This is a genomic window from Variovorax sp. F042 (assembly GCF_057814215.1).
In genome coordinates, this window is sequence record NZ_JBVASX010000001.1 from 1,564,696 (window position 1) to 1,586,837 (window position 22,142).

Genomic DNA, 22,142 nt, shown 5'->3' on the forward strand with positions numbered 1-22,142 from the left:
TACTACTTCGCGAGTTCGCTGACCAGCCGATACAGGAACTCGCGGCCGTCGTACAGCCGCTGGATCTCGATGCGCTCGTCGAGCCCGTGCGCCCGCGCATCGGCCGGCTCCAGGAACATGCCGGTCACGCCGTACATCGGGATGCCCGCGTTGCGCATGAAACGGCTGTCGGTGGCGCCGGTGCTCATGGCAGGCACCACGGGCACGCCCGGCCACATCTGCTGCGTGATCGACTCCACCGTCTTCACGAGATCGCCGTTCAGCGGCGACGCCGGGCTACGCAGCGGCTTGCCCAGGTTGCGCACCACGATCTTGTCGTTGCCGATGGCCTGGGTCAGCAGGCGCTCCACTTCCTCGGGGTCATCGTGCGGCAGGATGCGGCAGTTGACCGTGGCCTTGGCCGATTGCGGCAGCGCGTTCTCGGCGTGGCCGGCCTGCACCATCGTCGCGACGCAGGTGGTACGGAACTGTGCGCTGTAGGCCGGGTTGGCCGACATGCGCTCGATGACCGCGGGATCGGGATTGCCGCTGCCCACCGCGCGCATGTCGTCGGCCAGCTGGCCGGTGGCGAACGGTGCGCTGCGCGCGAAGTAGGTCTTGGTGACGTCCGCAAGCTTCACCGGGAAGCTGAAATTGCCCAGGCGCTCCAGGCCCGCGGCCAGCGCATAGATCGGGTTGTTCTTCGTCGGCACCGAGCTGTGGCCGCCCACGTCGCGCGCCTCCAGCATGTAGGTGGTGTACATCTTCTCGGCCACCTGCATGCGGTGCAGGTTCGGCTTGCCGCCGCGCAGCTCGCCGCCTCCGCCTTCGTTGATGCCGAACTCAGCCTGCAGCAGCTCGGGCTTGTTGTTGATGAGCCAGAAGGCGCCGTTGCTGAGCGCATCGCCGCGCTCTTCGTCGGCAGTCAGCGCGAGGATGATGTCGCGCTTGGGCTTGAAGCCCTCCTGCTTCAGTTGCCCCACCACGGAGACCAGTGCCGCAGCCATCGCCTTGTCGTCGATGGCGCCGCGGGCGGTGAAATAGCCGCCGGTTTCCTGCAGCTTGAAGGGATCGGTCTTCCAGTCTTCGCGCCGGGCCTCGACCACGTCGATGTGGGCCAGCAACAGCAGCGGTTTCTTGCTGCCGTCGCCCTTGAAGCGCAGCACCAGGTTGCCCTTCTTCGGGAAGGGTTCGAAGATCTGGACGTCGCCAGGCGCAAAGCCAGCATCGACCAGGCGCTTTTCCATGGCGCGCGCGGCCACGGTGTTGTCGCCCACCGAATGGGTGGTGTTGATCTCGATCAGCTCTTTGTAGATGTCGTGAAAGCGCTGCTGCTGCGGTGTGAGCGCAGGAGCCGAAGTCTGGGCCGACGCACCGGCCATGCCGCACAAGGCCAGCGACAGGGCGAGCACGGTTCTCGCGGAACGAAAGGACAGGGGCGAGCGGCGACGGGTCTGCATCCTCATGGGTTCTCTCTCCGGTGGTGGTTGTGCCGTCAGCATAGCAAGCACGGCCGGCAGCCCAGCCACCGAAGACAGGCACACTCGCGGCCATGCAATCCAGGCAATGGGACATCTTCTGCAAGGTCATCGACAACCACGGCGACCTCGGCGTCTGCTGGCGGCTGGCCTGCCAGCTGGCAGCGATTGGTGAACGCGCGCGGCTGTGGGTCGACGACGCATCGGCTCTGCTCTGGATGGCGCCCAAGGCTCGCACCGGCCGTGACGGCGTGGAGGTGATCGACTGGCTCGATCCCGCCGCACTTCAGGCGGCCGTGGCAGGGCCGGCGCCCGATGTGCTGATCGAAGCCTTCGGCTGCGAGCCGGCGCCGGAACTGATCGCCCGCTTTGCCGAAGGGCCGGGCCTTGCATGGATCAACCTCGAATACCTGTCGGCCGAGCCGTATGTGGAACGGCTTCACGGGCTGCCTTCGCCGGTGTTCAAGGGCCCTGGCGCCGGGTTGACGAAGCGCTTCTTCTATCCGGGCTTCACCCCCGCTACGGGAGGACTGCTACGGGAACCCCATCTGATGGAACGCCGGGCGCGTTTCGACCGCACGCAGTGGCTGGCTGCACAGCAGATCCCGTGGCAGAACCACGAGCGGCTGGTGTCACTCTTCTGCTACGAGCCGCCGGCGCTGGCCGCCCTGCTGGCCCGGCTGGCGGAAGGCCCAGAGCCCACGCGCCTGCTGGTGACGGCGGGCCGTGCCACGCAGGCAGTCCAGGCATGCTGTGCGAGCACGCCATTGCCCCACGGGCGCGGTGCGCTATCAATTTCATACCTTCCCCACCTCACGCAGCCCGATTTCGACCACCTGCTGTGGGCCTGCGACCTGAACTTCGTGCGCGGCGAAGATTCGCTGGTGCGCGCCCTCTGGGCCGGCGCGCCGCTGGTCTGGCAGATCTACCCGCAGGACGACGATGCCCACCACGTCAAGCTGAATGCCTGGCTGGACTGGCTCGGCGCCCCGCCCTCGCTGCGGCTTTTTCACCACGCCTGGAACGGCTTCGGCGACAGCGCCCTGCCCGCACCGGAAACGCAGGGCCCGTGGCGCGAAACGGCCCTGGATGCCCGCAAGCGGCTGCTAGCGCAGGACGATCTGGTCACGCAACTGCGGAAACTGATCGCCCAAAAAAGCTAAAATAGTGGGCTTTGCGGATTTCGGCCCGGATCTCATCGATCCGAGATGCTCTCCGCTAAACCTGCCGCGGGACCTGTACCGCGGGGCCAGACATAGCGGCAAACGTCCAAATAATCGAGACGGTCGCCGATGGCCCCGTGCACCGAGCGGCCAACATCCAGAGACCCTGTTATGAAAATCGCTCAAGAAATCCGCGCCGGCAACGTCATCATGCACGGCAAGGACCCGATGGTTGTCCTCAAGACCGAATACAGCCGCGGCGGCCGCAACTCCGCCACCGTGCGCATGAAGATGAAGAGCCTGATCGCCAACTTCAACACCGAAGTGGTCTTCAAGGCCGACGACAAGATCGACCAGATCGTGCTCGAGAAGAAGGATTGCACCTACTCCTACTTCGCCGACCCGATGTACGTCTGCATGGACGCCGACTACAACCAGTACGAAGTCGAAGCCGAAAACATGGGCGACGCCCTGAACTACCTCGAAGACGGCATGGCTGTCGAAGTGGTGTTCTACGACGGCAAGGCCATCTCGGTCGAACTGCCGACCAGCGTCGAGCGCGAAATCACCTGGACCGAACCCGCCGTCAAGGGCGATACCTCGGGCAAGGTGCTCAAGCCCGCCAAGATCGCCACCGGCTTCGAAGTGCCGGTTCCCCTCTTCGTCTCGCAAGGCGACAAGATCGAAATCGACACGCGCACCGGCGAATACCGCAAGCGCGTCTGAGTCTCGGCTTCACCGCTGACCACACCCTCGAAAAAGGCTCCGAAAGGAGCCTTTTTTGTTTGGTGGGCATGGTGGTTGCAACGCTGCACAATCTCCAAGGTACTTCTGTCTGGTTTCCCCATGAACAACACGCACAACATTCACGACAAACGCCTGGCCGATGCCTGGGCCACGCTCCGGTCCCATGCCGACCAGGGCCTGCCGCTCGACCCCGATCCCTCGCGCATCGCCTTCGCCGACCCTGAATTCCTGCTGCGCCGCGAGACGCGCGGCATCCGCATGCAGCTCGAGCTGATGAAGCCCGACATCGAGCAGCGCGCCCATGGCATCGAGAACACCGTGGTGGTGTTCGGCAGCGCCCGCTTTCGCAGCGAGGAAGACGCCGCCGCCATGATCGCCCAGGCCGATGCCAGCGGTGACGCAGCAGCGTCCGAGCGCTGGCGCCGGCTCGCGCGCAACTCGCACTACTACGAGAAGGCGCGCGCCTTCGGCAAGCTGGTGGCCCAGTACAGCAACGACAAGGAACCGCAGGACAAGCTCTTCGTCTGCACCGGCGGCGGCCCCGGCATCATGCAGGCGGCCAACCGCGGCGCGCACGAGGGCGGCGGCCTCTCCGTCGGCCTGGCCATCGCGCTGCCGATGGAAGAAGAAGCCAACCCGTACGTCACGCCGGCGCTGAGCTTCAAGTTCCACTACTTCGCCATCCGCAAGATGCATTTCATGATGCGTGCGAAGGCGCTGGTGGCGTTCCCGGGCGGCTTCGGCACGCTCGACGAGCTCTTCGAGGTGATCACGCTGGTGCAGACGAAGAAGTCGAAGCCGGTGCCGATCGTGCTGTTCGGCTCGGACTACTGGAAGCGGCTGATCGACTTCGACTTCCTGGTCGAAGAGGGCGTGATCTCGCCGGGCGACGTGAAGCTCTTCGAGTACGTCGACGCGCCGGAAGATGCGTGGAGCGCAATCAAGGGCTTCTACAAGCTCTGACCTGAACCGCGCCGGCTTCAGTCGGCGCTGTCATCCTCGGCCGGGTGCAGCGCCTGCTCGAGGAATCTCGTGAGCGTGCGCGCACGGCGCTTGCGCTCCGCCTCGCCGGTCTGCCCCACCGCCACCGCGTCGTCGGCCACGCCGTGCAGCGCATTGAAGAGGATCACGGCCGTGAGGGTCGCGTCCTCCACGTCCCAGAAGCCGGCGGCATCGCCCTGCTTCAGCAGCCCGACCAGTTGCGTGATGACCGCGTTGTCGTTGCGCATGCGGCGGTCTTCGGGCCGGTACTCGTGGAACACCACGTCGTGCAAGGCGACGTTGTCCAGATAGGTTTCGAGCCCCGTTTCGACCCAGGCCTTCAGGCGCTCGTGGTAGTTGTCGGGCCGATGGCGGTCCATGGCCTCCTGCAGCCGCGCGCAGAAGGTGTCGACAAAGCGCTGCTGCAGTGCGCCGAGCATCGCCTCCTTCGACGGGAAGTACAGATAGAAGGTGCCTTTGGCCACCTGCGCGCCGGCCGCGATGTCGTCGATGCTGGTGGTGGCGATGCCCTTCGCGATGAAGAGGCGCTCGGCGGCGTCCATCAACGCGGCGGCGCGCGTTTCGGGTGCCTTGGTGCGGCGGCGTGGCGCGGCCTCTCCCTCGGGAGATGCGGGAATCGTGACGGTGTCGCTGCTCTTGACCATCGGCTGCCTCAGGAAACGGCTGCCGCCAGGCGGGCCGAGCGGATCGCCGCACGCACAGCCGCCAGATCGAAAGGCAGGCCGCGCGGCGCCATTACGCGCTCGCCGAGCCACACCAGTGCGTCGTCGGCGTCGGCAAAGATGCTGGCGGGCACGCCGAAGAGTTTCTCGACATTCATCTTGCGCATTTTCTCGTACTGGTCGGCGGGCACCACGCTCGCCATGCCCATCATATGGCTGCGGATGTCGGCACCGCGCTCCTGCAACCATTGCCTGGCGCTCTGCGCGCTGCCTTCGGGGTGGACCAGCGCATCGGCGTCGGCGAACACGCGCAGAGAGGCGAAGGGTTCGCCGCGGTCGAGCCAGCGGTTCCAGTCCTCGGTGAAGGCCTGCATGCCTTCAAGTGTCTGAAGCCCGGCCGAGACGCTGATGACGAGGGGCCATTGGCTGAGTTCGTGATGGGTCATGAAAAGCTCCTTGGGAAAAATCGAACGAAGACGCGCACGAAAGCGCACCGGCACGTATGCGGCGGGCATGGCTGGACGAAGCCTCAGGCGCGCGCGGGCAAGGCGGCGGCGCGGGGCCGCACGCTCACTAGCAGCCCCGCCGCCAGCAGGCCGGCGATGCCGGCGCAGGCCACAGCGGCGTGGAAGCCACCGGCCAGCGCGCTGGTCAGGAGGCTGTGCGCGGTGGACGCATCGAGCGAACTCAGCGCGCTCAAGTCGTGCCTGCCCACTGCCGCAGCGGCTGCCTGCCGCGCGTTGGCCAGGCCCGCTTGCCCGAGCGCATCGGCAAGCAGCGAGGTGGCGCGCGTGCTCATCAGCGTGCCGAGCAGCGCGATGCCGATCAGCATGCCGGCCTGGCGCAGCGCGTTCATCGTGGCCGAGGCCATGCCCGAGCGCTGCGCCGGCACCGCCGCCATCACGGCCGTGCTCGTGGCCGGCACGGCAAGGCCGGTGCCCGCGCCGAGGAACACGAACAGCAGCGCCAGCAACGCATAGGACGTGTCGGCGGAGAACAGCGTCAGCAGCAGCATCGCGCCGCCGATGAGCCCGTAGCCCGCCACCATCAGCGTGTGCACGTCGAAACGTTTCGCGAGACGGCCGAACTGCGAGGCCACGACGCCGGTCGCAACGAACTGCGGCACCAGCCGCCAGCCGGTGTCGCTGGGCGACCAGCCCTGAACCTGCTGCAGGAACAGCGAGAAGAAGAACAGGCTGGCGTACGCCGAGAACCCGAGCACGAACGACGCGAAATTGGTGACCGAGAAGCGCGCATCGCGGAACAACCCGAGCGGCAGCAATGGCCGCGCCACGCGCGCCTCCACCATCAGGAACAGCACGAGCCCGATGGCGGCCGCCACCGGCGCGCTCGCGGCCTGCACCGAACCCCAGCCATGCTCGCCCGCCGCGATCAGCCCGTAGGTCAGCGCGCCCAGCCAGAGCACGCTGAGCACCTGGCCGACCGGGTCGAGCGCGGCATGCTCGGGATGCGAGCTTTCCTTGATGCCCCAGAGCCCCAGCCCCACCGTGAGCAGCCCGATCGGAATGTTGATGAGGAAGATGCTCTGCCAGCCCGCATGGTCCACCAGCAGCCCGCCGAGCAGCGGCCCGAGGACCAGCGACAGCGCCGAGAACGACGACCAGCCGCCGATCACCCGCGCCCGCCCGACCGGCTCCGGAAACGCGTGCGCCAGCAGCGACAGCGCGCCTGGAATCATCAGCGCGCCGGCCACGCCCTGCACCGCCCTGCCCGCCAGCAGGATCGGCAGGCTGCCGGCCATCGCGCACATTGCCGAGCCGATGGTGAACACGGCCACGCCGGCCAGCCAGGCGCGCTTGCGGCCGTCGCGGTCGCCCAGCGGCCCCGCCGACAGCATGAAGGCCGAGAGGCACAGCGCGTAGATGTCGATCACCCACTGCAACCCGGCGAGGTCGGTGGAAAGCGCCCGCTGCAACGTGGGCAGCGCGACGTTGACGATGCTCACGTCGAGCGTGGCGATGAAGCTGCCGAGGTACACCGCGGCAACCAGCGCGAGACGGCGGCGCGGGTCGGCCGCAGCCTGAATGGGGGAGTCCATGGACGCCTTCAAGGTCGTTGAAGAAGGCGCAGATACTGACTTCAAGTCAGTAAATTGTCAATCAGATGAGAATTGATCGCATTTGAAACGTGGATTTGGCGCCCTCGCCCCGTCAGACCTTGAGACCCCAGGTCGCACGCGCGCCAATCGCCACCACGCCCCCAACCACCCAGAACACGCCACCGATGCCGATCAGCGCGCCGAGCGAGCCGAACAACATCGGCATTGCCACGCTCGACGCATTGATGGTCATGAGCCGCAGGCCCAGCGCCTCGCCATGGCGGGTGTGCGGCGTGATCTGGTGGAGCATGCTCATCACCATCGGCTGCACCGCACCCAACGCAAACCCGAGCACCACCGAGCAGATGCCCATGGTCCAGGCCGAGTCCAGCAGCGGATAGATCGCGAACACCATCGCCGTGACCGCCGTCGAACTCAGGATCACGCTGCGCTCCGATGCCCGCGACGCAATCACCGGCAGCACCACGCGGATGACCGCCGCCGCGATGGCGAAGGCGCCCAGGATCGAGCCGATCACCGAAGCGCTGATGCCCCGGTCGTGCCCCAGCACCGGCAGCACGAAGGCGTGTACGTCCCAGCTCGACGACTGCAGCCAGTTCACGAACAGCAGGCGGCGGAACATCGGCTCGCGCAGCAAGTCCCAGGCGCGCGTCGGCTTGGCGCCCGCCACCGGGGCGGTGGGCGGCGGCTCGTGCGCGCCGCGCGCGAGCATCCAGCAGAGGATGGGCAGCGCCGCCATCACGGCGAAGCAGATGCGGAACGCGAGCATGTCCGCAGGTGCACGGCCCGCATGGTCGATCAGCATGCCGGCCAGGAACGGCCCCACGAAATTGGCCACGGCCGGCGCGATGGCGAGCCAGCTGAAAACGCGCTTGAGTTGCGTCGGGTCGGTGGCCGAGCGCCCCACATGCCGCTGCAGCGCGATGACCGTCGCTCCCGTGGCGCCGCCGGTCAGCAGGGCCGCGACGCACATCACCGGAAAGATCGGAAAGATCACCACCAGCCCCGCGCCGACAACCGCCGCGATGACCGACAGCCACAGCGGCCGCTTGAAGCCGTATCGATCGGCAAAACGCCCAGCCGGCAAGGCGAGAAAAACCTGGGTCAGCGCAAACAGCGAGATCAGCACGCCGACCGCCAGCGCGCTGTACCCCTGTTGAAGTGCCAGCAGCGGCGTGGCGAGCCGCATGCCGGCCATGGTGGCGTGCAGGCACACTTGGGCGCCGATGACACGCAGCAGTTCGGAGCCTTTCACGGGGTGTCTTCGCCCTCGCTGTCGGATTCGGCGTCAGTGCCAGCCGTGGGCGGCAGCAGCGCCTGGGCCTGCGCCTCGGGCAGCGCCTCGACCTTGCGCAGCGCCAGGCGCATCTGCCGGGCGCGCGTGTCGGCCTTGTCGAGCGTGTCCGAGGCCTTGGCCACCTGCTCCTTGATGCGCGCGACCCATTCGCCATAGCGCTCGAACTCGGTCTTCACCGCGCCCAGCACCTTCCAGACCTCGGACGCCTGCCGCTCCAGCGCCAGGGTGCGAAAGCCCATGTGCAGGCTGTTGAGCATCGCGAGCAAGGTGGTCGGGCCGGCCAGCGTCACGCGATGCTGGCGCTGCACCGCATCCATCAGGCCGGGCCGGCGCAGCACCTCGGCATAGAGGCTTTCGACGGGCAGGAAGAGGATGGCGAAGTCGGTGGTGTGCGGGGCCGCGAGGTAGTTGTCGGCAATCGACTTGGCCTCGGTGCGGATGCGCGCTTCGAGCGCCTTGGCAGCCAGCTCGGCGCCCCCGGCATCGGCTCGTTCGTGCGCATCGATGAGCCGCTCGTAGTCGTCGCGCGGGAACTTGGCGTCGATGGGCAGCCACACCGGCGCGCCGTCATCGCCGCGGCCCGGAAAGCGGATCGCGAAATCGACGCGCTGCCCGCTGCGCGGCTTGGTCTCTATCTGCTTGGCGTACTGGTCGGGCGTGAGCACCTGTTCGAGCAGCGCTTCGAGCTGCACCTCGCCGAAGATGCCGCGCGTCTTCACGTTGGTCAGCACGCGCTGCAGGCTGCCGACGCCCACGGCCAGCGTCTGCATTTCGCCAAGGCCCTTGTGCACTTGCTCGAGCCGGTCGGCCACCTGCTTGAAGCTTTCGCCAAGGCGCGCTTCGAGCGTGCTCTGCAGCTTCTCGTCGACGGTCTTGCGCATCTCGTCGAGCTTGGCGGCGTTGGTCTGCTGCAGCTGCGCGAGCTGCGTTTCCATCGTCTCGCGCACCTCCGACAGGCGCCGTGCGTTCGATTCGCTCAGGCCCTGCAACTGCGTATTGAGCGTGTCAGCCAGCGTCTTCTGCAGTGACGCGAGCTGCAGCGAGAAGGCATCGAGCTGCGCGTTCTGCGTGCGCGTGGCCTCGGCGCCCTGCTGCACCAGCGCCTGCTGGAAGGTGGCGAAGGCCTGTGCGGTTTCCTGCCGCGCACCGCGCGAGCTTTCGCCGATGTCGTTGCGCAGCTCGCGCTCGGTGCGTTCGTTGGCCGAGCCCAGCGCGGCCAGCACGCGCAGCAGGTCGCTGTGGTCGGCCGGGGCCTGCTGGCGGGCCAGCAGCCAGATCACCAGCACGAGCTGGATGGCCGCGAGTACGGCCAGTGCAATAAGAACCAGTGAAGTGTCCAAGGTTGCGGTATCGCCTCTGCCTATTTGCCGGGCACTGGCGTCACGGGCGTCAGCGGCCCTTTGCCGCCGAAGTACGCGATGAGGTTGTCCGCCGCGAGGTCGGCCATGGCGCGGCGCGTGGGCACGGTGGCGCTGGCGATGTGCGGTGTCAGCACCACGTTGGGCACGGTCAGCAGGTCGGGGTGGACCTTGGGCTCGCCCTCGAACACGTCGAGGCCAGCGGCGGCAATGCGCTTTTCGCGCAGGGCCACGGCCAGGGCCGCGTCGTCGACGATGCCGCCGCGCGCGATGTTGACGAGCGTGGCGGTCGGCTTCATCAGCGCGATCTCGGCCGCACCGATGGTGTGATGCGAAGCCGGCGAGTAAGGCACCACCAGCACCACGTGGTCGGCCGTCTTGAGCAGCTCTTCCTTGCTCACGTAGCTGGCCTTGCATTCGGCTTCGAGCGCCGCGTCGAGCTTCGAGCGGTTGTGATAGATCACCTTCATGCCGAAGCCGTGCGCGCCGCGCTTGGCAATGCCCTGCCCGATGCGGCCCATGCCGATGATGCCCAGCGTCGAGCCGTGGATGTCGGAGCCCGCGAACATGTCGAAGCTCCACTTCTGCCACTTGCCCGCGCGCAGGAAGTGTTCGCTCTCGGTGATGCGGCGTGCCGTGGCCATCAGCAGTGCAAAGCCGAAGTCGGCGGTGGTCTCGGTCAGCACGTCGGGCGCGTTGGTGCCGAGCACGCCGTGCGCGGCCATGGCATCGACGTCGAAGTTGTTGTAGCCCACGGCCATGTTGGCGCAGATCTTCAGGTCGGGGCAGGCGTCGAGCACGGCGGCGTCGATGCGCTCGCTGCCGGTGGTGAAGGCGCCCTGCTTGCCCTGCAGTTTGGCAATCAGCTGTTCCTTGCTCCAGCTCTCGTCCGACTGGTTCGACTCGACCTCGAAATGCTGCGACAGGCGTTCGATGGTCTCGGGAAAGATCGCGCGCGCGACCAGGATCTTGGGCTTGCTCATGATGTTGTCTCTCTGCGAAGGAAGGTCAGCGGAAGAAGATGAAGGTGCAAATGACGAACAGCGGAACCAATATGGCCACCGACCACGCCATGTAGCCGAAGAAGCTCGGCATACGCACCCCGCGGCTCTCGGCGATGGCCTTGACCATCAGGTTGGGCGCGTTGCCGATGTAGGTGTTGGCGCCCATGAACACTGCGCCAGCCGAAATGGCAGCCAGCGTGGAGGCGTAGGTGGTCATCAGCGCCGCCGGGTCTCCGCCCGCGGTGTTGAAGAACACGAGGTAGGTCGGTGCGTTGTCGAGGAAGGAACTCAGCACACCGGTGGCCCAGAAGTACATCGCCGGATCGGGCTGGCCGTCGGCGCGCGTCACGGCCGAGACGATGGCGCCGAACGGGCCCTGCGTGCCGGCCTTGAGCATCGCAATCACCGGGATGATGGTCAGGAAGATTCCTGCGAACAACTTGGCCACTTCGGCCATGGGCTCCCACTCGAACTGGTTGTCGGCGTGCACCTTGGGCGCGGTGAGTTTGTACGAGACCACCGCGATCAACGCCAGCCCTACGTCGCGCACCAGCCCTGGCAGGCCGACCTCGGTGCCGAACACGTCGAAGGCCACGGGCGATTTCCAGAAGCCGCTGAGCAGCACCAGCGCGACCACGCCGCCCAGGAGCCAGAAGTTGGCAGCGCCGTCGAAGCCGATGCCGGGCGTGTCGGGGGTCGGATCGACCGGCATCACGCCTTCCTTGCGGTAGTAGTGGCGGTCGATGGCATAGAACAGCGCCAGCAGCACGCCGAGGATGAACAAGGTTTCAGGCAGGATGTTCTGCGCGGTCCAGAAGAAGCCCACGCCCTTCAGGAAACCCAGGAACAGCGGCGGATCGCCCAGCGGCGTGAGCGCACCGCCCGCGTTCGACACGATGAAGATGAAGAACACGATCACATGCACCTTGTGCACGCGGTTGTCGTTGGCGCGGATCAGTGGCCGTATCAGCAGCATCGATGCGCCCGTGGTGCCCATGAAGCTCGCAAGCACCGCGCCGATGGCGAGGATCGCCGTGTTGAGGCCGGGTGCGCCATGCAGGTTGCCGCGAATGTGGATGCCGCCCGCCACGGTGAACAACGCCGTCAGCAGGATGATGAACGGGATGTACTCGGCCACCAGCGCATGCACGAGCTGCACGCCGGCAAGCTGCACGCCGAAGGCCCCGGCAAAGGGCAGCAGGAATGCCAGCGCCCAGGCCGCGGAGATCTTGCCGTAGTGGTGGTGCCAGAACGCAGGCGCGAGCAGCGGAAACAGCGCGATCGACAACAGGATGCCTGCAAACGGCACGCCCCACAGCGGCGAGAGGCTGCCGCCGTCGAAGTCGGCGGCCGAAGCCAGGGCGGGAAGAAAAAGCAGCGGCAGCGACACTGCGGCCGCCTTCAGTCGAATCGTTTTTTGCATGGGGGGCTGTACCGTACCAGACAGGTCAGTACAGCCTTCAAGCCGGAGGTTGTTCGATTTCGAACACCTGGCGCAGGTACGCCAGGTATTTTTCGTCCTCGCACATGTTCTTGGACGGCGTGTCCGACAGCTTGGCCACCGGCTGGTCGTTGCAGTGGATCATCTTGATGACGATCTGCAGCGGCTCATAGCCCAGGTCGTTGGTGAGGTTGGTCCCGATGCCGAAGGCCAGCTGGCAGCGGCCGCGGAACTGCTGGTACAGCTCGATGGTGCGCGGCACCGTGAGGCCGTCGCTGAAGATCAGCGTCTTGGTGCGCGGGTCGACCCGGTTGGCGATGTAGTGCGCCAGCATGCGCTCGCCCCACTGGAACGGGTCGCCGCTGTCGTGCCGCGCGCCGTCGAAGAGCTTGCAGAAGTACAGGTCGAAGTCGCGCAGGAAGGCGCTCATGCCGTACACGTCGGACAGTGCGATGCCCAGGTCGCCGCGGTACTCGCGCGCCCAGCTCTCGAAACCGAAGATCTGGCTGTCGCGCAGCCGCGGGCCGAGCGCCTGGCAGGCCTGCAGGTATTCGTGGGCCATGGTGCCCAGCGGGATCAGGCCGAGCTTCATCGCGTACAGCACGTTGCTGGTGCCCGCGAGCTGCGGCAACCGCGTGCCGGGCGGCGCCTGCACCGGCGGCGAAGTGACGGCGCCGAGGCGGGCGGTGAGAGTGCGCAGCACCTCTTCATGCCAGTCTTTCGAGAAGCGGCGGCGCGTGCCGTAGTCGGCGATCTTCAGGTCGGCGAGGCCAGCGTCCTGCAGCTGCGTGATCTTGGTTTCGAGACGGCGGCGGCCTTCGGCGATGTCGGGCTTCTTCTGCGTGTTGCGGAAGTAGACCTCGTTGACGATGGCCAGCACCGGGATCTCGAACAGGATGGTGTGCAGCCATGGCCCCTTGATGCGGATCTCGAGCTCGCCCGAGGGCTGGGGAATGATGTTGATGTACTTCTCGTTGAGCCGGAAGAGCCCGAGGAAGTCGACGAAGTCGCTCTTGATGAAGCGCATCGAGCGCAGGTAGGACAGCTCGGCATCGCGGAACTGCAGCGAACAGAGGCTGCGCACCTCGTCGCGGATCTGGCCCGCGAACTGGGCCAGGTCGACACCGGGGTTGCGGCACTTGAAGCGGTACTCGACCCGGGCCCCCGGGAAGTGATGCAGGACCACCTGCATCATCGTGAACTTGTAGAGGTCGGTGTCGAGCAGGCTGTGAATGATCATGGTGCTGGGCGCGGTGTCTCAAACTTTTCGGCGGCCGTTCGATTATCACGGGGCGCGTCGGCCTCTGCCTACGGGGCCTGAACAGCACGTCCTACCGGGAGGGTGAATCAGCCCCGCGACAGTGATTTCACGGCGGCGAACACAGCCCGTCGAATCAACCGTCTCAAAGGAGATTCGCATGAACAAGGACACCATCGAAGGCAACTGGAAACAGCTCAAGGGCAAGGTCAAGGAGCAATGGGGAAAGCTGACGGACGACGACTTCGACGTCATCGCCGGCAAGCGCGACCAGCTGCTCGGCCGCATCCAGGAACGCCACGGCATCAGCCGCGAGGAAGCCGAAAAGCAGGTCAAGGACTGGGAATCGCGCGACGGCCGCTCGCCGGACGCGCTCTGGTTCGAACGCTACTGAGCGCTGAGCGCCCCTCGATTTCATCAACTCCCCGAAGGAAAACAACCATGAAAAAGCACCTCCTCATGCTGGCTCTCGCCTCCACCTGCTTCGTGGCCACGCAGGCCAGCGCCATGACCAAGGACGAATACAAGGTCGCCAAGGAAAAGATCGAGGCCGACTACAAGGTCGCCAAGGCCCAGTGCGACACGATGAAGGACAACGCCAAGGACGTCTGCCAGAAGGAAGCCAAGGGCAAGGAAGACGTTGCCAAGGCGGAGCTCGAGCAGCAGTACCAGCCGAGCGACAGCCACGCCCGCAACGTGGCTGAAGAGAAGGTGAAGGCCGCCTACGAAGTCGCGAAGGAAAAGTGCGACGACCAGAAGGGCGAAGCCAAGACCGCATGCGTGAAGCAGGCCAAGGCGGATGAAGCCCAAGGCAAGGCCGACATCAAGGCCATGAAGAAGGCCATGTAAGGTCTTCGCGGCGGGGGGCCTCGGTTGCTCAGGTCAGTTCCTGAGCGAATCGACCACCCGCTGCAGCGCCTCGGGCAGCGCCACCGGCCGCTGCGTGGCGCGGTCCACGTAGACGTGGACGAAGTGGCCTTGCGCCGCGGCGGTGTCTGCCCCCTCGGCGAACAACGCAATCTCGTATCGCACGCTCGATCGGCCCGCCTGGGCCACCCGGATGCCCGCTTCCACCGTCTGCGGGAACGCGATCGGCGCAAAGTAGTTGCACTGCGTCTCCACCACGAAGCCGATGACCTGGCCCTGGTGGATGTCGAGCGCGCCGCGCTCGATCAGCAAAGCATTCACCGCCGTATCGAACCAGCTGTAATAGACGACGTTGTTGACGTGGCCGTACATGTCGTTGTCGGCCCAGCGCGTCGGGATGCTGCGGAAGGCGCTGTAGCTGCTGCGTACGTGCGGGGTGGGTTTGGTGGGGGCGCTGCTCATCGCGCGGCATTTTGCCAGCGGCCGTTGCCGTCGAAGGCGGCTTTGGACTTGAACGGGCCCGCCCGGCGGCCGAATTTAGAAGACGGCTTCTAAATTGCTGCAGGGCAGCAAAAACCCCTTGATCGCAAAACTCAGCTGCCTATACTTGGGGCCATGCTGCACCGCAACATAGACGGCGAGACAGCGCAACGTGAACCGACCACTCAATCATCCCTTCTGGAGATCCCAAATGGCCCTGACCGCTGACCAAATCCTCGCCGCCCAAAAAGCAAACCTCGAAACCCTGTTCGGCCTGACCACCAAGGCTTTCGAAGGCGTCGAGAAGCTCGTCGAACTGAACGTGACCGCTTCGAAGGCCGCCCTGGCCGAAGCCCAGAACACCGCCCAGGCTGCCCTGAGCGTCAAGGACGCACAAGAACTGCTGACGCTGCAAGCCAGCCTGTTCCAGCCCCTGGCTGAAAAGACCGCTGCCTACAGCCGTCACCTGTACGACATCGCCCAAGGCACCGGCGCCGAGTTCTCCAAGGCTTTCGAAGCCAAGGCTGCTGAAGCCCAGCAAGCCTTCGTCGGCCTGGTCGACAGCGCTTCCAAGAACGCCCCCGCCGGTTCGGAAACCGCCGTTGCCGTGCTGAAGAGCGCCGTGGCTGCTGCCAACAACGCTTTCGAATCGGTTCAAAAGGCCGTCAAGCAAGCGTCGGACGTCGCCGAAGCCAACTTCAACGCCGTGTCGACGCAAGCCGTTGCCGCCGCGAAGACCGCGACCGCTTCGCGCAAGCGCTAAGCCGCCGACCACCACCAGTTGTCTCCTTGGGTCCTCACGGATCCAATTCAGGGCCTCATCCTCGGATGAGGCCTTTTTTTTGGCCCGGCGAGGCGTCTTCGATAATGCGGGTCTCATCCAGGAGACTTCAATGCAGATCGATGGCAAGGTTTTTATCGTGACCGGTGGTGCTTCGGGCCTCGGCGAAGGCACGGCGCGCATGCTGGCCGCCAACGGCGCCAAGGTGGTGATCGCCGACATGCAGGCTGACAAGGGCGAAACCGTTGCAAAGGAAATTGGCGGCGTGTTCGTCAAATGCGACGTGAGCCAGGAAGCCGACGGCCAGGCGGCCGTGGCCGCCGCACTCAAGCTTGGCAAGCTGGTCGGCCTCGTCAACTGCGCTGGCATTGCGCCGGCCGAGAAGACGGTGGGCAAGAATGGCCCGCACGCGCTGGCCGTGTTCAGCAAGACCGTCACGGTCAACCTGATCGGCAGCTTCAACATGATCCGGCTCGCGGCCGACGCCATGGGCAAGAACGAGCCCGAAGCCACGGGTGAGCGCGGCGTGCTGATTTCCACCGCCTCTGTCGCAGCCTACGACGGACAGATCGGCCAAGCGGCCTACAGCGCCTCGAAGGGCGGCGTGGTCGGCATGACGCTGCCCATCGCCCGCGACCTCGCGCGCAGCGGCATCCGCAACATGACCATCGCCCCCGGCATCTTCGGCACGCCCATGCTGTTCGGCATGCCTCAGGAAGTGCAGGACGCGCTGGCCGCCAGCGTGCCCTTCCCTTCCCGCCTGGGCACGCCCGAGGACTACGCCAAGCTGGCGAAGCACATCATCGAGAACGACATGCTCAACGGCGAGGTGATTCGCCTGGACGGAGCGATTCGATTGGCTCCCCGCTGACCTCGGAAGCCGGCGGCTTCGCGCTGCCGGTGCGGTCCAGGCGCTCGTAGTTCGCGATCACCTGGGCCCCGAGCAGCACCAGCGTGGCGGCGATCTCCAGGCTCAGCAGCACCACGATGGCCGTGGTGAGCGAACCGTAGACCACGTTCACCTGCGACAAGGTCGAGAAGTACCAGATCAGCACGCGCCGCGTGGCCTCCCACAGCAGCGCGGCCGTCACGCCGCCCAGCAGCGCATGGCGCAGCGACATGCGCCCGGCCGGCATCACGAGGTAGAGCGAGGTCAGCATGAAGATCTCGCCGCCCAGCCCCAGCAGGTACAGCAGCAGCCCCGAAACGCCCGACAGCGACCAGCTGCGCCCCAGCAGGTCGACGCTTTCCCGCCCCACCAGCTGCAACGCGCCCGACACTAGCGTAACCAGCAGCAGCCCCACGCACAGGCACAGGATGTAGATGTAGGGCATGGCCACCGACACCAGGAAGTGGCGCTTGTGGTCGGCCTTGCGGTGGTGAAAGATCACCGCCATGGCGCTTTCGAGCACGCTGAAGGCCAGCGAGCTGAAGAAAAGCATCGTCACCAGCAGCACCGGCCCCAGCACGTCGCGATGGTCCAGGAAGCTCGACAGTTCGGCCACGATGGCTTTCGACTGCCCCGGCAGCAGCCAGCCCAGGTACTGTCCGATGGTGCGCAGCAGTTCGGCCTGCTCGATGACGTGCGACAGCGCGATCACGCTCACGATCAGCAGCGGCACGATGGAAAGCAGCGCGTAGTACGCCACCGCCCCTGCGAGCAGCAGCCCCTGGTTGGCGCGAAATTCCTTGAGCGCATCCCAGGCGAATCTCAGGGGGTGGCGCAGCAGCGGCGCGATGTGTTGCAGGGGTTTGGGCGTCGTCATGCATGGATTCCGGTCGCTTTCAGTATGCCGCCCGGCCGCCAGCCTTCGCCCGCTTGCGTATGATTTGCCGCTCTTCGCCTACATGACCATCCCCGCTTCATTCATCCAGGAACTCATCGCGCGCGCCGATGTGGTCGAGATCGTCGGCCGTTATGTGCAGCTCAAGAAGGCCGGCGCCAATTTCATGGGGCTGTGCCCGTTCCACGGTGAGAAATCGCCCTCTTTCTCCGTCAGCCCGACCAAGCAGTTCTATCACTGCTTCGGCTGCGGGGTGCATGGCAACGCCATCGGCTTTCTGATGGAGCATGCGGGCATGGGCTTCGTCGAGGCGGTGCACGACCTGGCCGGCCAGTACGGCCTGCAGGTGCCCGAGGACGACGCCTCTCCCGCCGAGCGCGCCCGCGCCGCCAGCCAGCGCCAGAAACAGGCCACGCTGACCGACGTGCTCGAAAAAGCCGGCGACGCCTATCGCAAGCACCTGCGGCAGGCACCCGGCGCCATCGAATATCTGAAGGGCCGCGGCGTCTCGGGCGAGGTGGCCAAGCAGTTCGGCATCGGCTATGCGCCGGCCGGCTGGCGCGCGCTGGCCAGCGTTTTCCCCGACTACGACGACCCGCTGCTCGCCGAGAGCGGGCTGGTGATCGTCAACAACGAGGAAGGCAAGCTCAGCGACGAAGAAGCCAAGCGCTACGACCGCTTCCGCGACCGCGTGATGTTCCCGATCCGCAACGTGAAGGGCGAATGCATCGGCTTCGGCGGGCGCGTGCTGGGCGACGAGAAGCCCAAGTACCTGAACTCGCCCGAAACGCCGGTGTTCAGCAAGGGCCGCGAACTCTACGGCCTTTATGAAGCCCGCGCCGCCTTCCGCGACCGCGGCTATGCGCTCGTCACCGAGGGCTACATGGACGTGGTGGCGCTGGCCCAGCTCGGTTTTCCGAACGCGGTGGCCACGCTCGGCACCGCCTGCACTACGGAGCACGTGCAGAAGCTCTTCCGTTTCACCGAATCGGTGGTGTTCAGCTTCGACGGCGACGCCGCCGGTCGCCGCGCCGCGCGCAAGGCGCTCGACGGTGCCCTGCCCTACGCCACCGACGTGCGCAGCATCAAGTTTTTGTTCCTGCCAGCCGAGCACGACCCCGACAGCTTCATCCGCGAGCACGGCGCCGAGGCCTTCGCCCGCTTCGTCAACGAGGCCACGCCGCTGTCGCGCTTCATGCTCGAAGCCGCCCGCGAAGGCTGCGACCTGACCACCGCCGAGGGCCGCGCCCACATGACGAGCAACGTGCGCCCGCTCTGGAGCGCTATGCCCGACGGTGCCCTCAAGCGACAGTTGCTGAGCGAGATCGCGACGCTGGTGCAGCTCGACGCGCCGGCGCTGTCGGAACTCTGGGCCTCCACGCCGGGCCCGCGCAAGGCCGGCGGCGCACCCGCGCCGCAGCGCCAAGGCGAGCCTTCCGGCTACGGCGGCGGTGGTGGCGGTGACGACTACTACCCGGACATGCCCCCGCCGCAGGACTTTGAACCGCCGCGCTATGAAAGCGATAGCAAGCCCAAGTTCCAGCCGCGCAAGTTCGTCAAGGGCAAGCGCTGGGGCGGCAAGTTCGAGGAACCCATCGAGCCCCTGCGCGGACGCGGTGCCCCGCCCAGCCGCCCGGATGTGGCGGTGCGGCTGCTGCTGTCGAACATGGCGCAATGGGAAGCCCTGTCGCACGAGCTCCACGTGATGCTGTGCGACCTGCCCGGCTCGCACGGCGCGCTCTTCACCTGGCTCGACAGCCAGCTGCACGAGCACGGCGTCCAGCCCTGGGCGGCCCTGCGCGAAGGCATGCGCGGACTCGACTTCGAGCCGCTGGCCGAGCGGCTGATGTCCGTCTCCGAGGCCGGTCCGGTGCCCGAGGGCGAGGAGGCGCAGCACTTGGCCGACGCCGCCCGCGAACTCTCCAGCGTGCTCGATTTCATGCTCGACGACCTTCTCAAGGCCCAGCAGAGCGAGGCCATCGCCGCCGTGGGAAAAGACCCGAAAGCCCTGGAACGCTACAAGGCGCTGGAAACCCGGCGGCTCGAATTGCGCGCCCGTCTGCGCGCCTCGGGTTCAGAAACTGCTTGAAATTTGCGCAACACGCTATAATGTAGGGCTTCGCAACTGGCGAAATTAGGCAAGAGCGACAGCAGCACCTCCGGGCCGACCCCTAGCGCAACGCACTCCAACGGTAAATTCCGGCGGAAAGGGTCAATAACCGCAAGGACTGCATACCAAATGTTCGCCCGACATCTTGCCTGTTGAGGAATTAATTCCTCTTTCCCATTTGTTTTTAGTCCGTGCCTGTGCACGGGCTGTGGTGGCGCTGTCCGCGTGACGGTGCGCCTGTGATCCCGCTTGTTCTTTCTTGCCGTAACGAGGTCGTATGCCCAGTTCAAAGAAGCCTGCTCCTTCACTTGCCAAAAGCGTCGCCACCAAGCCCGCAGCAGAAAAACCGTTGAAAGCCGGCGCGAAGCCGGCAACCAAGACGGCCGCCGCCGCATCCAAATCGGCAGCCGCAACGAAAGTGAAAACCGTGCCCACGAAATCGACCTCTCTCGACGATCCCAAAAAAGCAGCCGCCCCCGCAGCCAAGAAAGTCGGCCGCCCGCCCAAGGCCGCCGGCGCCGCCACGCCCGCCACCGGCGCCAAGCGCGGCCGCAAGCCCAAGGCTGACAAGGAAGCCCCCGAGAGCGACGTCGACCTGTCGGACATCGAGGACGACCTGGCCGGCGACGAGCCCGCGGTTGCGACGACCACCGAAGAGAAGGTCAAGCCGCTGCGCATGAAGATCAGCAAGGCGAAGGAACGCGCCTTGATGAAGGAGTTCGGCCTCGACGAGACCGTGCTCTCCGAAGAAGACCTGGCCAAGCGCCGCTCGCGCCTGAAGACCCTGATCACGCTGGGCAAGACCCGCGGCTACCTCACGCACGGCGAAATCTCCGACCACTTGCCCGACAAGCTGGTCGACGCCGAGACCATGGAAGTCGTGGTCACCATGCTCAACGACATGGGCGTGGCGGTGTACGAGCAGACGCCCGACGCCGAAACCCTGCTGCTGAACAACACCGCGCCCACCGCCACCACGGTGGAAGAAGCCGAGGAAGAAGCCGAAGCCGCGCTCTCCACGGTGGACAGCGAATTCGGCCGCACCACCGACCCGGTCCGCATGTACATGCGCGAAATGGGCACGGTCGAGCTGCTGACGCGCGAAGGCGAAATCGAAATCGCCAAGCGCATCGAAGGCGGCCTGATGGCCATGATGGAAGCCATTTCGGCCTCCCCCGCCACCATCGCCGCGATCCTCGAAATGGCCGCAACGATCCGTGAAGGCAAGGTCGTCATCTCGACCATCGTCGACGGCTTCTCGAACCCCAACGAGGCCGACGACTACGTGGCCGAAGAAGACTTCGACGAGTTCGACGAGGAAGACGACGACGACGGCAAGGGCGGCTCCAAGGCCCTGACCAAGAAGCTCGAGGAACTCAAGCGTGAAGCGCTCGATCGCTTCGACCGCATCGCCAGCATGTTCGAGAAGATCCACAAGATCTACGAGAAGGAAGGCTACGGCACGCCGGCGTACGTCAAGGCCCAGCAGGCCGTGTCCGACGAGCTGATGACCATCCGCTTCACCGCCAAGACCATCGAGAAGCTGTGCGACCTGGTGCGCACGCAGGTGGACGACGTTCGCAAGAAGGAACGCGAACTGCGCCGCATCATCGTGGACAAGTGCGGCTTCCCGCAGGACGAGTTCATCCGCGACTTCAGCGGCTACGACAAGAACGGCAACCGCATCGCCTCCAACCTGCTCAACCTGAAGTGGGTCGAGAAGCAGGCCGCCGCCGGCAAGCCCTGGAGCACGGTGCTCGCGCGCAACATCCCGCCAGTGCAGGAACTGCAGCAGAAGCTCGCCGACATCCAGTCGCGCGTGGTGGTGCCGCTGTCCGAGCTGAAGGACATCAACAAACGCATGAACGAAGGCGAATCGTCTTCGCGCGATGCCAAGAAGGAAATGATCGAGGCCAACCTGCGCCTCGTGATCTCCATCGCCAAGAAGTACACCAACCGCGGCCTGCAGTTCCTCGATTTGATCCAGGAAGGCAACATCGGCCTGATGAAGGCGGTCGACAAGTTCGAATACCGTCGCGGCTACAAGTTCTCGACCTACGCCACGTGGTGGATCCGCCAGGCCATCACCCGCTCGATTGCCGACCAGGCGCGCACCATCCGCATCCCGGTGCACATGATCGAGACGATCAACAAGATGAACCGCATTTCGCGCCAGCACTTGCAGGAGTTCGGCTTCGAGCCCGACGCCGGCATCCTGGCCGCGAAGATGGAGATTCCGGAAGACAAGATCCGCAAGATCATGAAGATCGCGAAGGAGCCGATCTCGATGGAAACCCCCATCGGCGACGACGACGATTCGCACCTGGGCGACTTCATCGAGGACAGCAGCAACACGGCTCCTATCGAAGCCGCGATGCAGGCCGGCCTGCGCGACGTGGTCAAGGACATCCTCGACAGCCTCACGCCGCGCGAAGCCAAGGTGCTGCGCATGCGCTTCGGCATCGAAATGAGCACGGACCACACGCTGGAAGAAGTCGGCAAGCAGTTCGACGTGACCCGCGAGCGCATCCGCCAGATCGAGGCGAAGGCACTGCGCAAGCTCAAGCATCCGTCGCGTTCGGACAAGCTGCGCAGCTTTATTGATACGCTCTAAGCCGGTCTCCCGGTATTTCCCGACGAGGAGGCGCCCG

At 65.7% G+C, this 22,142-nt stretch carries 21 protein-coding genes; 9 read left to right on the top strand and 12 right to left on the bottom strand.

Annotated elements, in window-relative coordinates; all coding sequences use genetic code 11:
- Positions 1-2 precede the first annotated feature (2 nt).
- Complete coding sequence (locus ACZYSP_RS07595) at positions 3-1,445, bottom strand: M20/M25/M40 family metallo-hydrolase (protein WP_093051210.1); 1,443 nt, start codon at positions 1,443-1,445, stop codon at positions 3-5.
- An 86-nt stretch (positions 1,446-1,531) separates the two neighbouring features.
- Here ACZYSP_RS07595 and earP point away from each other — a divergent pair, with 86 nt between their 5' ends.
- From earP to ACZYSP_RS07610, 3 genes are all read left to right on the top strand, one after another.
- Complete coding sequence (gene earP, locus ACZYSP_RS07600) at positions 1,532-2,620, top strand: elongation factor P maturation arginine rhamnosyltransferase EarP (protein WP_489013477.1); 1,089 nt, start codon at positions 1,532-1,534, stop codon at positions 2,618-2,620.
- 171 nt (positions 2,621-2,791) lie between these two features.
- Positions 2,792-3,346 (top strand): elongation factor P, encoded by a 555-nt coding sequence (gene efp, locus ACZYSP_RS07605; protein ID WP_007830687.1) that lies wholly within the window; start codon positions 2,792-2,794, stop codon positions 3,344-3,346.
- Positions 3,347-3,466: 120 nt separating this feature from the next.
- Positions 3,467-4,330: an LOG family protein gene (locus ACZYSP_RS07610; protein ID WP_489013479.1), complete on the top strand. Its 864-nt coding sequence runs from the start codon at positions 3,467-3,469 to the stop codon at positions 4,328-4,330.
- A gap of 17 nt (positions 4,331-4,347) precedes the next feature.
- On the opposite strand, the gene ACZYSP_RS07615 is transcribed toward ACZYSP_RS07610, so the two are convergent.
- The 8 genes from ACZYSP_RS07615 to pncB form a co-directional block, all read right to left on the bottom strand.
- Positions 4,348-5,013 (bottom strand): TetR/AcrR family transcriptional regulator, encoded by a 666-nt coding sequence (locus ACZYSP_RS07615; protein WP_093077714.1) that lies wholly within the window; start codon positions 5,011-5,013, stop codon positions 4,348-4,350.
- Positions 5,014-5,021: 8 nt separating this feature from the next.
- On the bottom strand, positions 5,022-5,477 hold the full coding sequence (locus ACZYSP_RS07620) for a hypothetical protein (protein WP_354337763.1): 456 nt from the start codon (positions 5,475-5,477) through the stop codon (positions 5,022-5,024).
- Between the two features lie 83 nt (positions 5,478-5,560).
- Positions 5,561-7,090, bottom strand: coding sequence for an MFS transporter (locus tag ACZYSP_RS07625; RefSeq protein ID WP_489013482.1), 1,530 nt, complete (start codon positions 7,088-7,090; stop codon positions 5,561-5,563).
- Positions 7,091-7,202: 112 nt separating this feature from the next.
- A complete protein-coding gene (locus ACZYSP_RS07630; protein WP_093077717.1) occupies positions 7,203-8,366 on the bottom strand; it encodes an MFS transporter in 1,164 nt (387 codons plus the stop codon).
- Positions 8,363-9,748, bottom strand: coding sequence for a DNA recombination protein RmuC (locus ACZYSP_RS07635; protein WP_489013484.1), 1,386 nt, complete (start codon positions 9,746-9,748; stop codon positions 8,363-8,365). Before ACZYSP_RS07635 ends, ACZYSP_RS07630 begins: the two co-directional genes overlap by 4 nt.
- Before the next feature lie 20 nt (positions 9,749-9,768).
- The gene (locus ACZYSP_RS07640) at positions 9,769-10,749 is read right to left on the bottom strand and encodes a 2-hydroxyacid dehydrogenase (protein ID WP_489013486.1); all 981 of its coding nucleotides are present in this window, start codon (positions 10,747-10,749) and stop codon (positions 9,769-9,771) included.
- Positions 10,750-10,774: 25 nt separating this feature from the next.
- The gene (locus ACZYSP_RS07645; RefSeq protein ID WP_489013488.1) at positions 10,775-12,193 is read right to left on the bottom strand and encodes a sodium:proton antiporter; all 1,419 of its coding nucleotides are present in this window, start codon (positions 12,191-12,193) and stop codon (positions 10,775-10,777) included.
- 37 nt (positions 12,194-12,230) lie between these two features.
- A complete protein-coding gene (pncB, locus tag ACZYSP_RS07650) occupies positions 12,231-13,451 on the bottom strand; it encodes a nicotinate phosphoribosyltransferase (RefSeq protein WP_093177037.1) in 1,221 nt (406 codons plus the stop codon).
- Between the two features lie 178 nt (positions 13,452-13,629).
- Here pncB and ACZYSP_RS07655 point away from each other — a divergent pair, with 178 nt between their 5' ends.
- Positions 13,630-13,863: a CsbD family protein gene (locus tag ACZYSP_RS07655; RefSeq protein WP_093051239.1), complete on the top strand. Its 234-nt coding sequence runs from the start codon at positions 13,630-13,632 to the stop codon at positions 13,861-13,863.
- A 47-nt stretch (positions 13,864-13,910) separates the two neighbouring features.
- Positions 13,911-14,318 (top strand): hypothetical protein, encoded by a 408-nt coding sequence (locus ACZYSP_RS07660; protein ID WP_093051242.1) that lies wholly within the window; start codon positions 13,911-13,913, stop codon positions 14,316-14,318.
- Between the two features lie 33 nt (positions 14,319-14,351).
- Here ACZYSP_RS07660 and ACZYSP_RS07665 read toward each other — a convergent pair whose 3' ends face one another.
- A complete protein-coding gene (locus tag ACZYSP_RS07665) occupies positions 14,352-14,798 on the bottom strand; it encodes an acyl-CoA thioesterase (RefSeq protein WP_093051245.1) in 447 nt (148 codons plus the stop codon).
- 229 nt (positions 14,799-15,027) lie between these two features.
- On the opposite strand from ACZYSP_RS07665, the gene ACZYSP_RS07670 reads away from it, so the two are divergent.
- A complete protein-coding gene (locus ACZYSP_RS07670; RefSeq protein WP_093077725.1) occupies positions 15,028-15,579 on the top strand; it encodes a phasin family protein in 552 nt (183 codons plus the stop codon).
- 130 nt (positions 15,580-15,709) lie between these two features.
- A complete protein-coding gene (locus ACZYSP_RS07675; RefSeq protein ID WP_426389355.1) occupies positions 15,710-16,468 on the top strand; it encodes a 3-hydroxyacyl-CoA dehydrogenase in 759 nt (252 codons plus the stop codon).
- Here the strand turns inward: ACZYSP_RS07675 and ACZYSP_RS07680 are convergent.
- Positions 16,416-17,363: a YihY/virulence factor BrkB family protein gene (locus ACZYSP_RS07680; RefSeq protein WP_093051254.1), complete on the bottom strand. Its 948-nt coding sequence runs from the start codon at positions 17,361-17,363 to the stop codon at positions 16,416-16,418. The two genes, ACZYSP_RS07675 and ACZYSP_RS07680, sit on opposite strands and share 53 nt — an antisense overlap.
- A gap of 82 nt (positions 17,364-17,445) precedes the next feature.
- On the opposite strand from ACZYSP_RS07680, the gene dnaG reads away from it, so the two are divergent.
- Positions 17,446-19,470, top strand: coding sequence for a DNA primase (dnaG, locus tag ACZYSP_RS07685; RefSeq protein WP_093077946.1), 2,025 nt, complete (start codon positions 17,446-17,448; stop codon positions 19,468-19,470).
- Positions 19,471-19,593: 123 nt separating this feature from the next.
- On the opposite strand, the gene ACZYSP_RS07690 is transcribed toward dnaG, so the two are convergent.
- The gene (locus tag ACZYSP_RS07690) at positions 19,594-19,926 is read right to left on the bottom strand and encodes a hypothetical protein (RefSeq protein ID WP_256216812.1); all 333 of its coding nucleotides are present in this window, start codon (positions 19,924-19,926) and stop codon (positions 19,594-19,596) included.
- Here ACZYSP_RS07690 and rpoD point away from each other — a divergent pair.
- Positions 19,919-22,105 carry an RNA polymerase sigma factor RpoD gene (gene rpoD, locus ACZYSP_RS07695; RefSeq protein ID WP_256216814.1) on the top strand — a complete coding sequence of 729 codons (2,187 nt, stop codon included), beginning with the start codon at positions 19,919-19,921 and terminating at the stop codon, positions 22,103-22,105. The genes ACZYSP_RS07690 and rpoD overlap by 8 nt on opposite strands.
- Positions 22,106-22,142 lie beyond the last annotated feature (37 nt).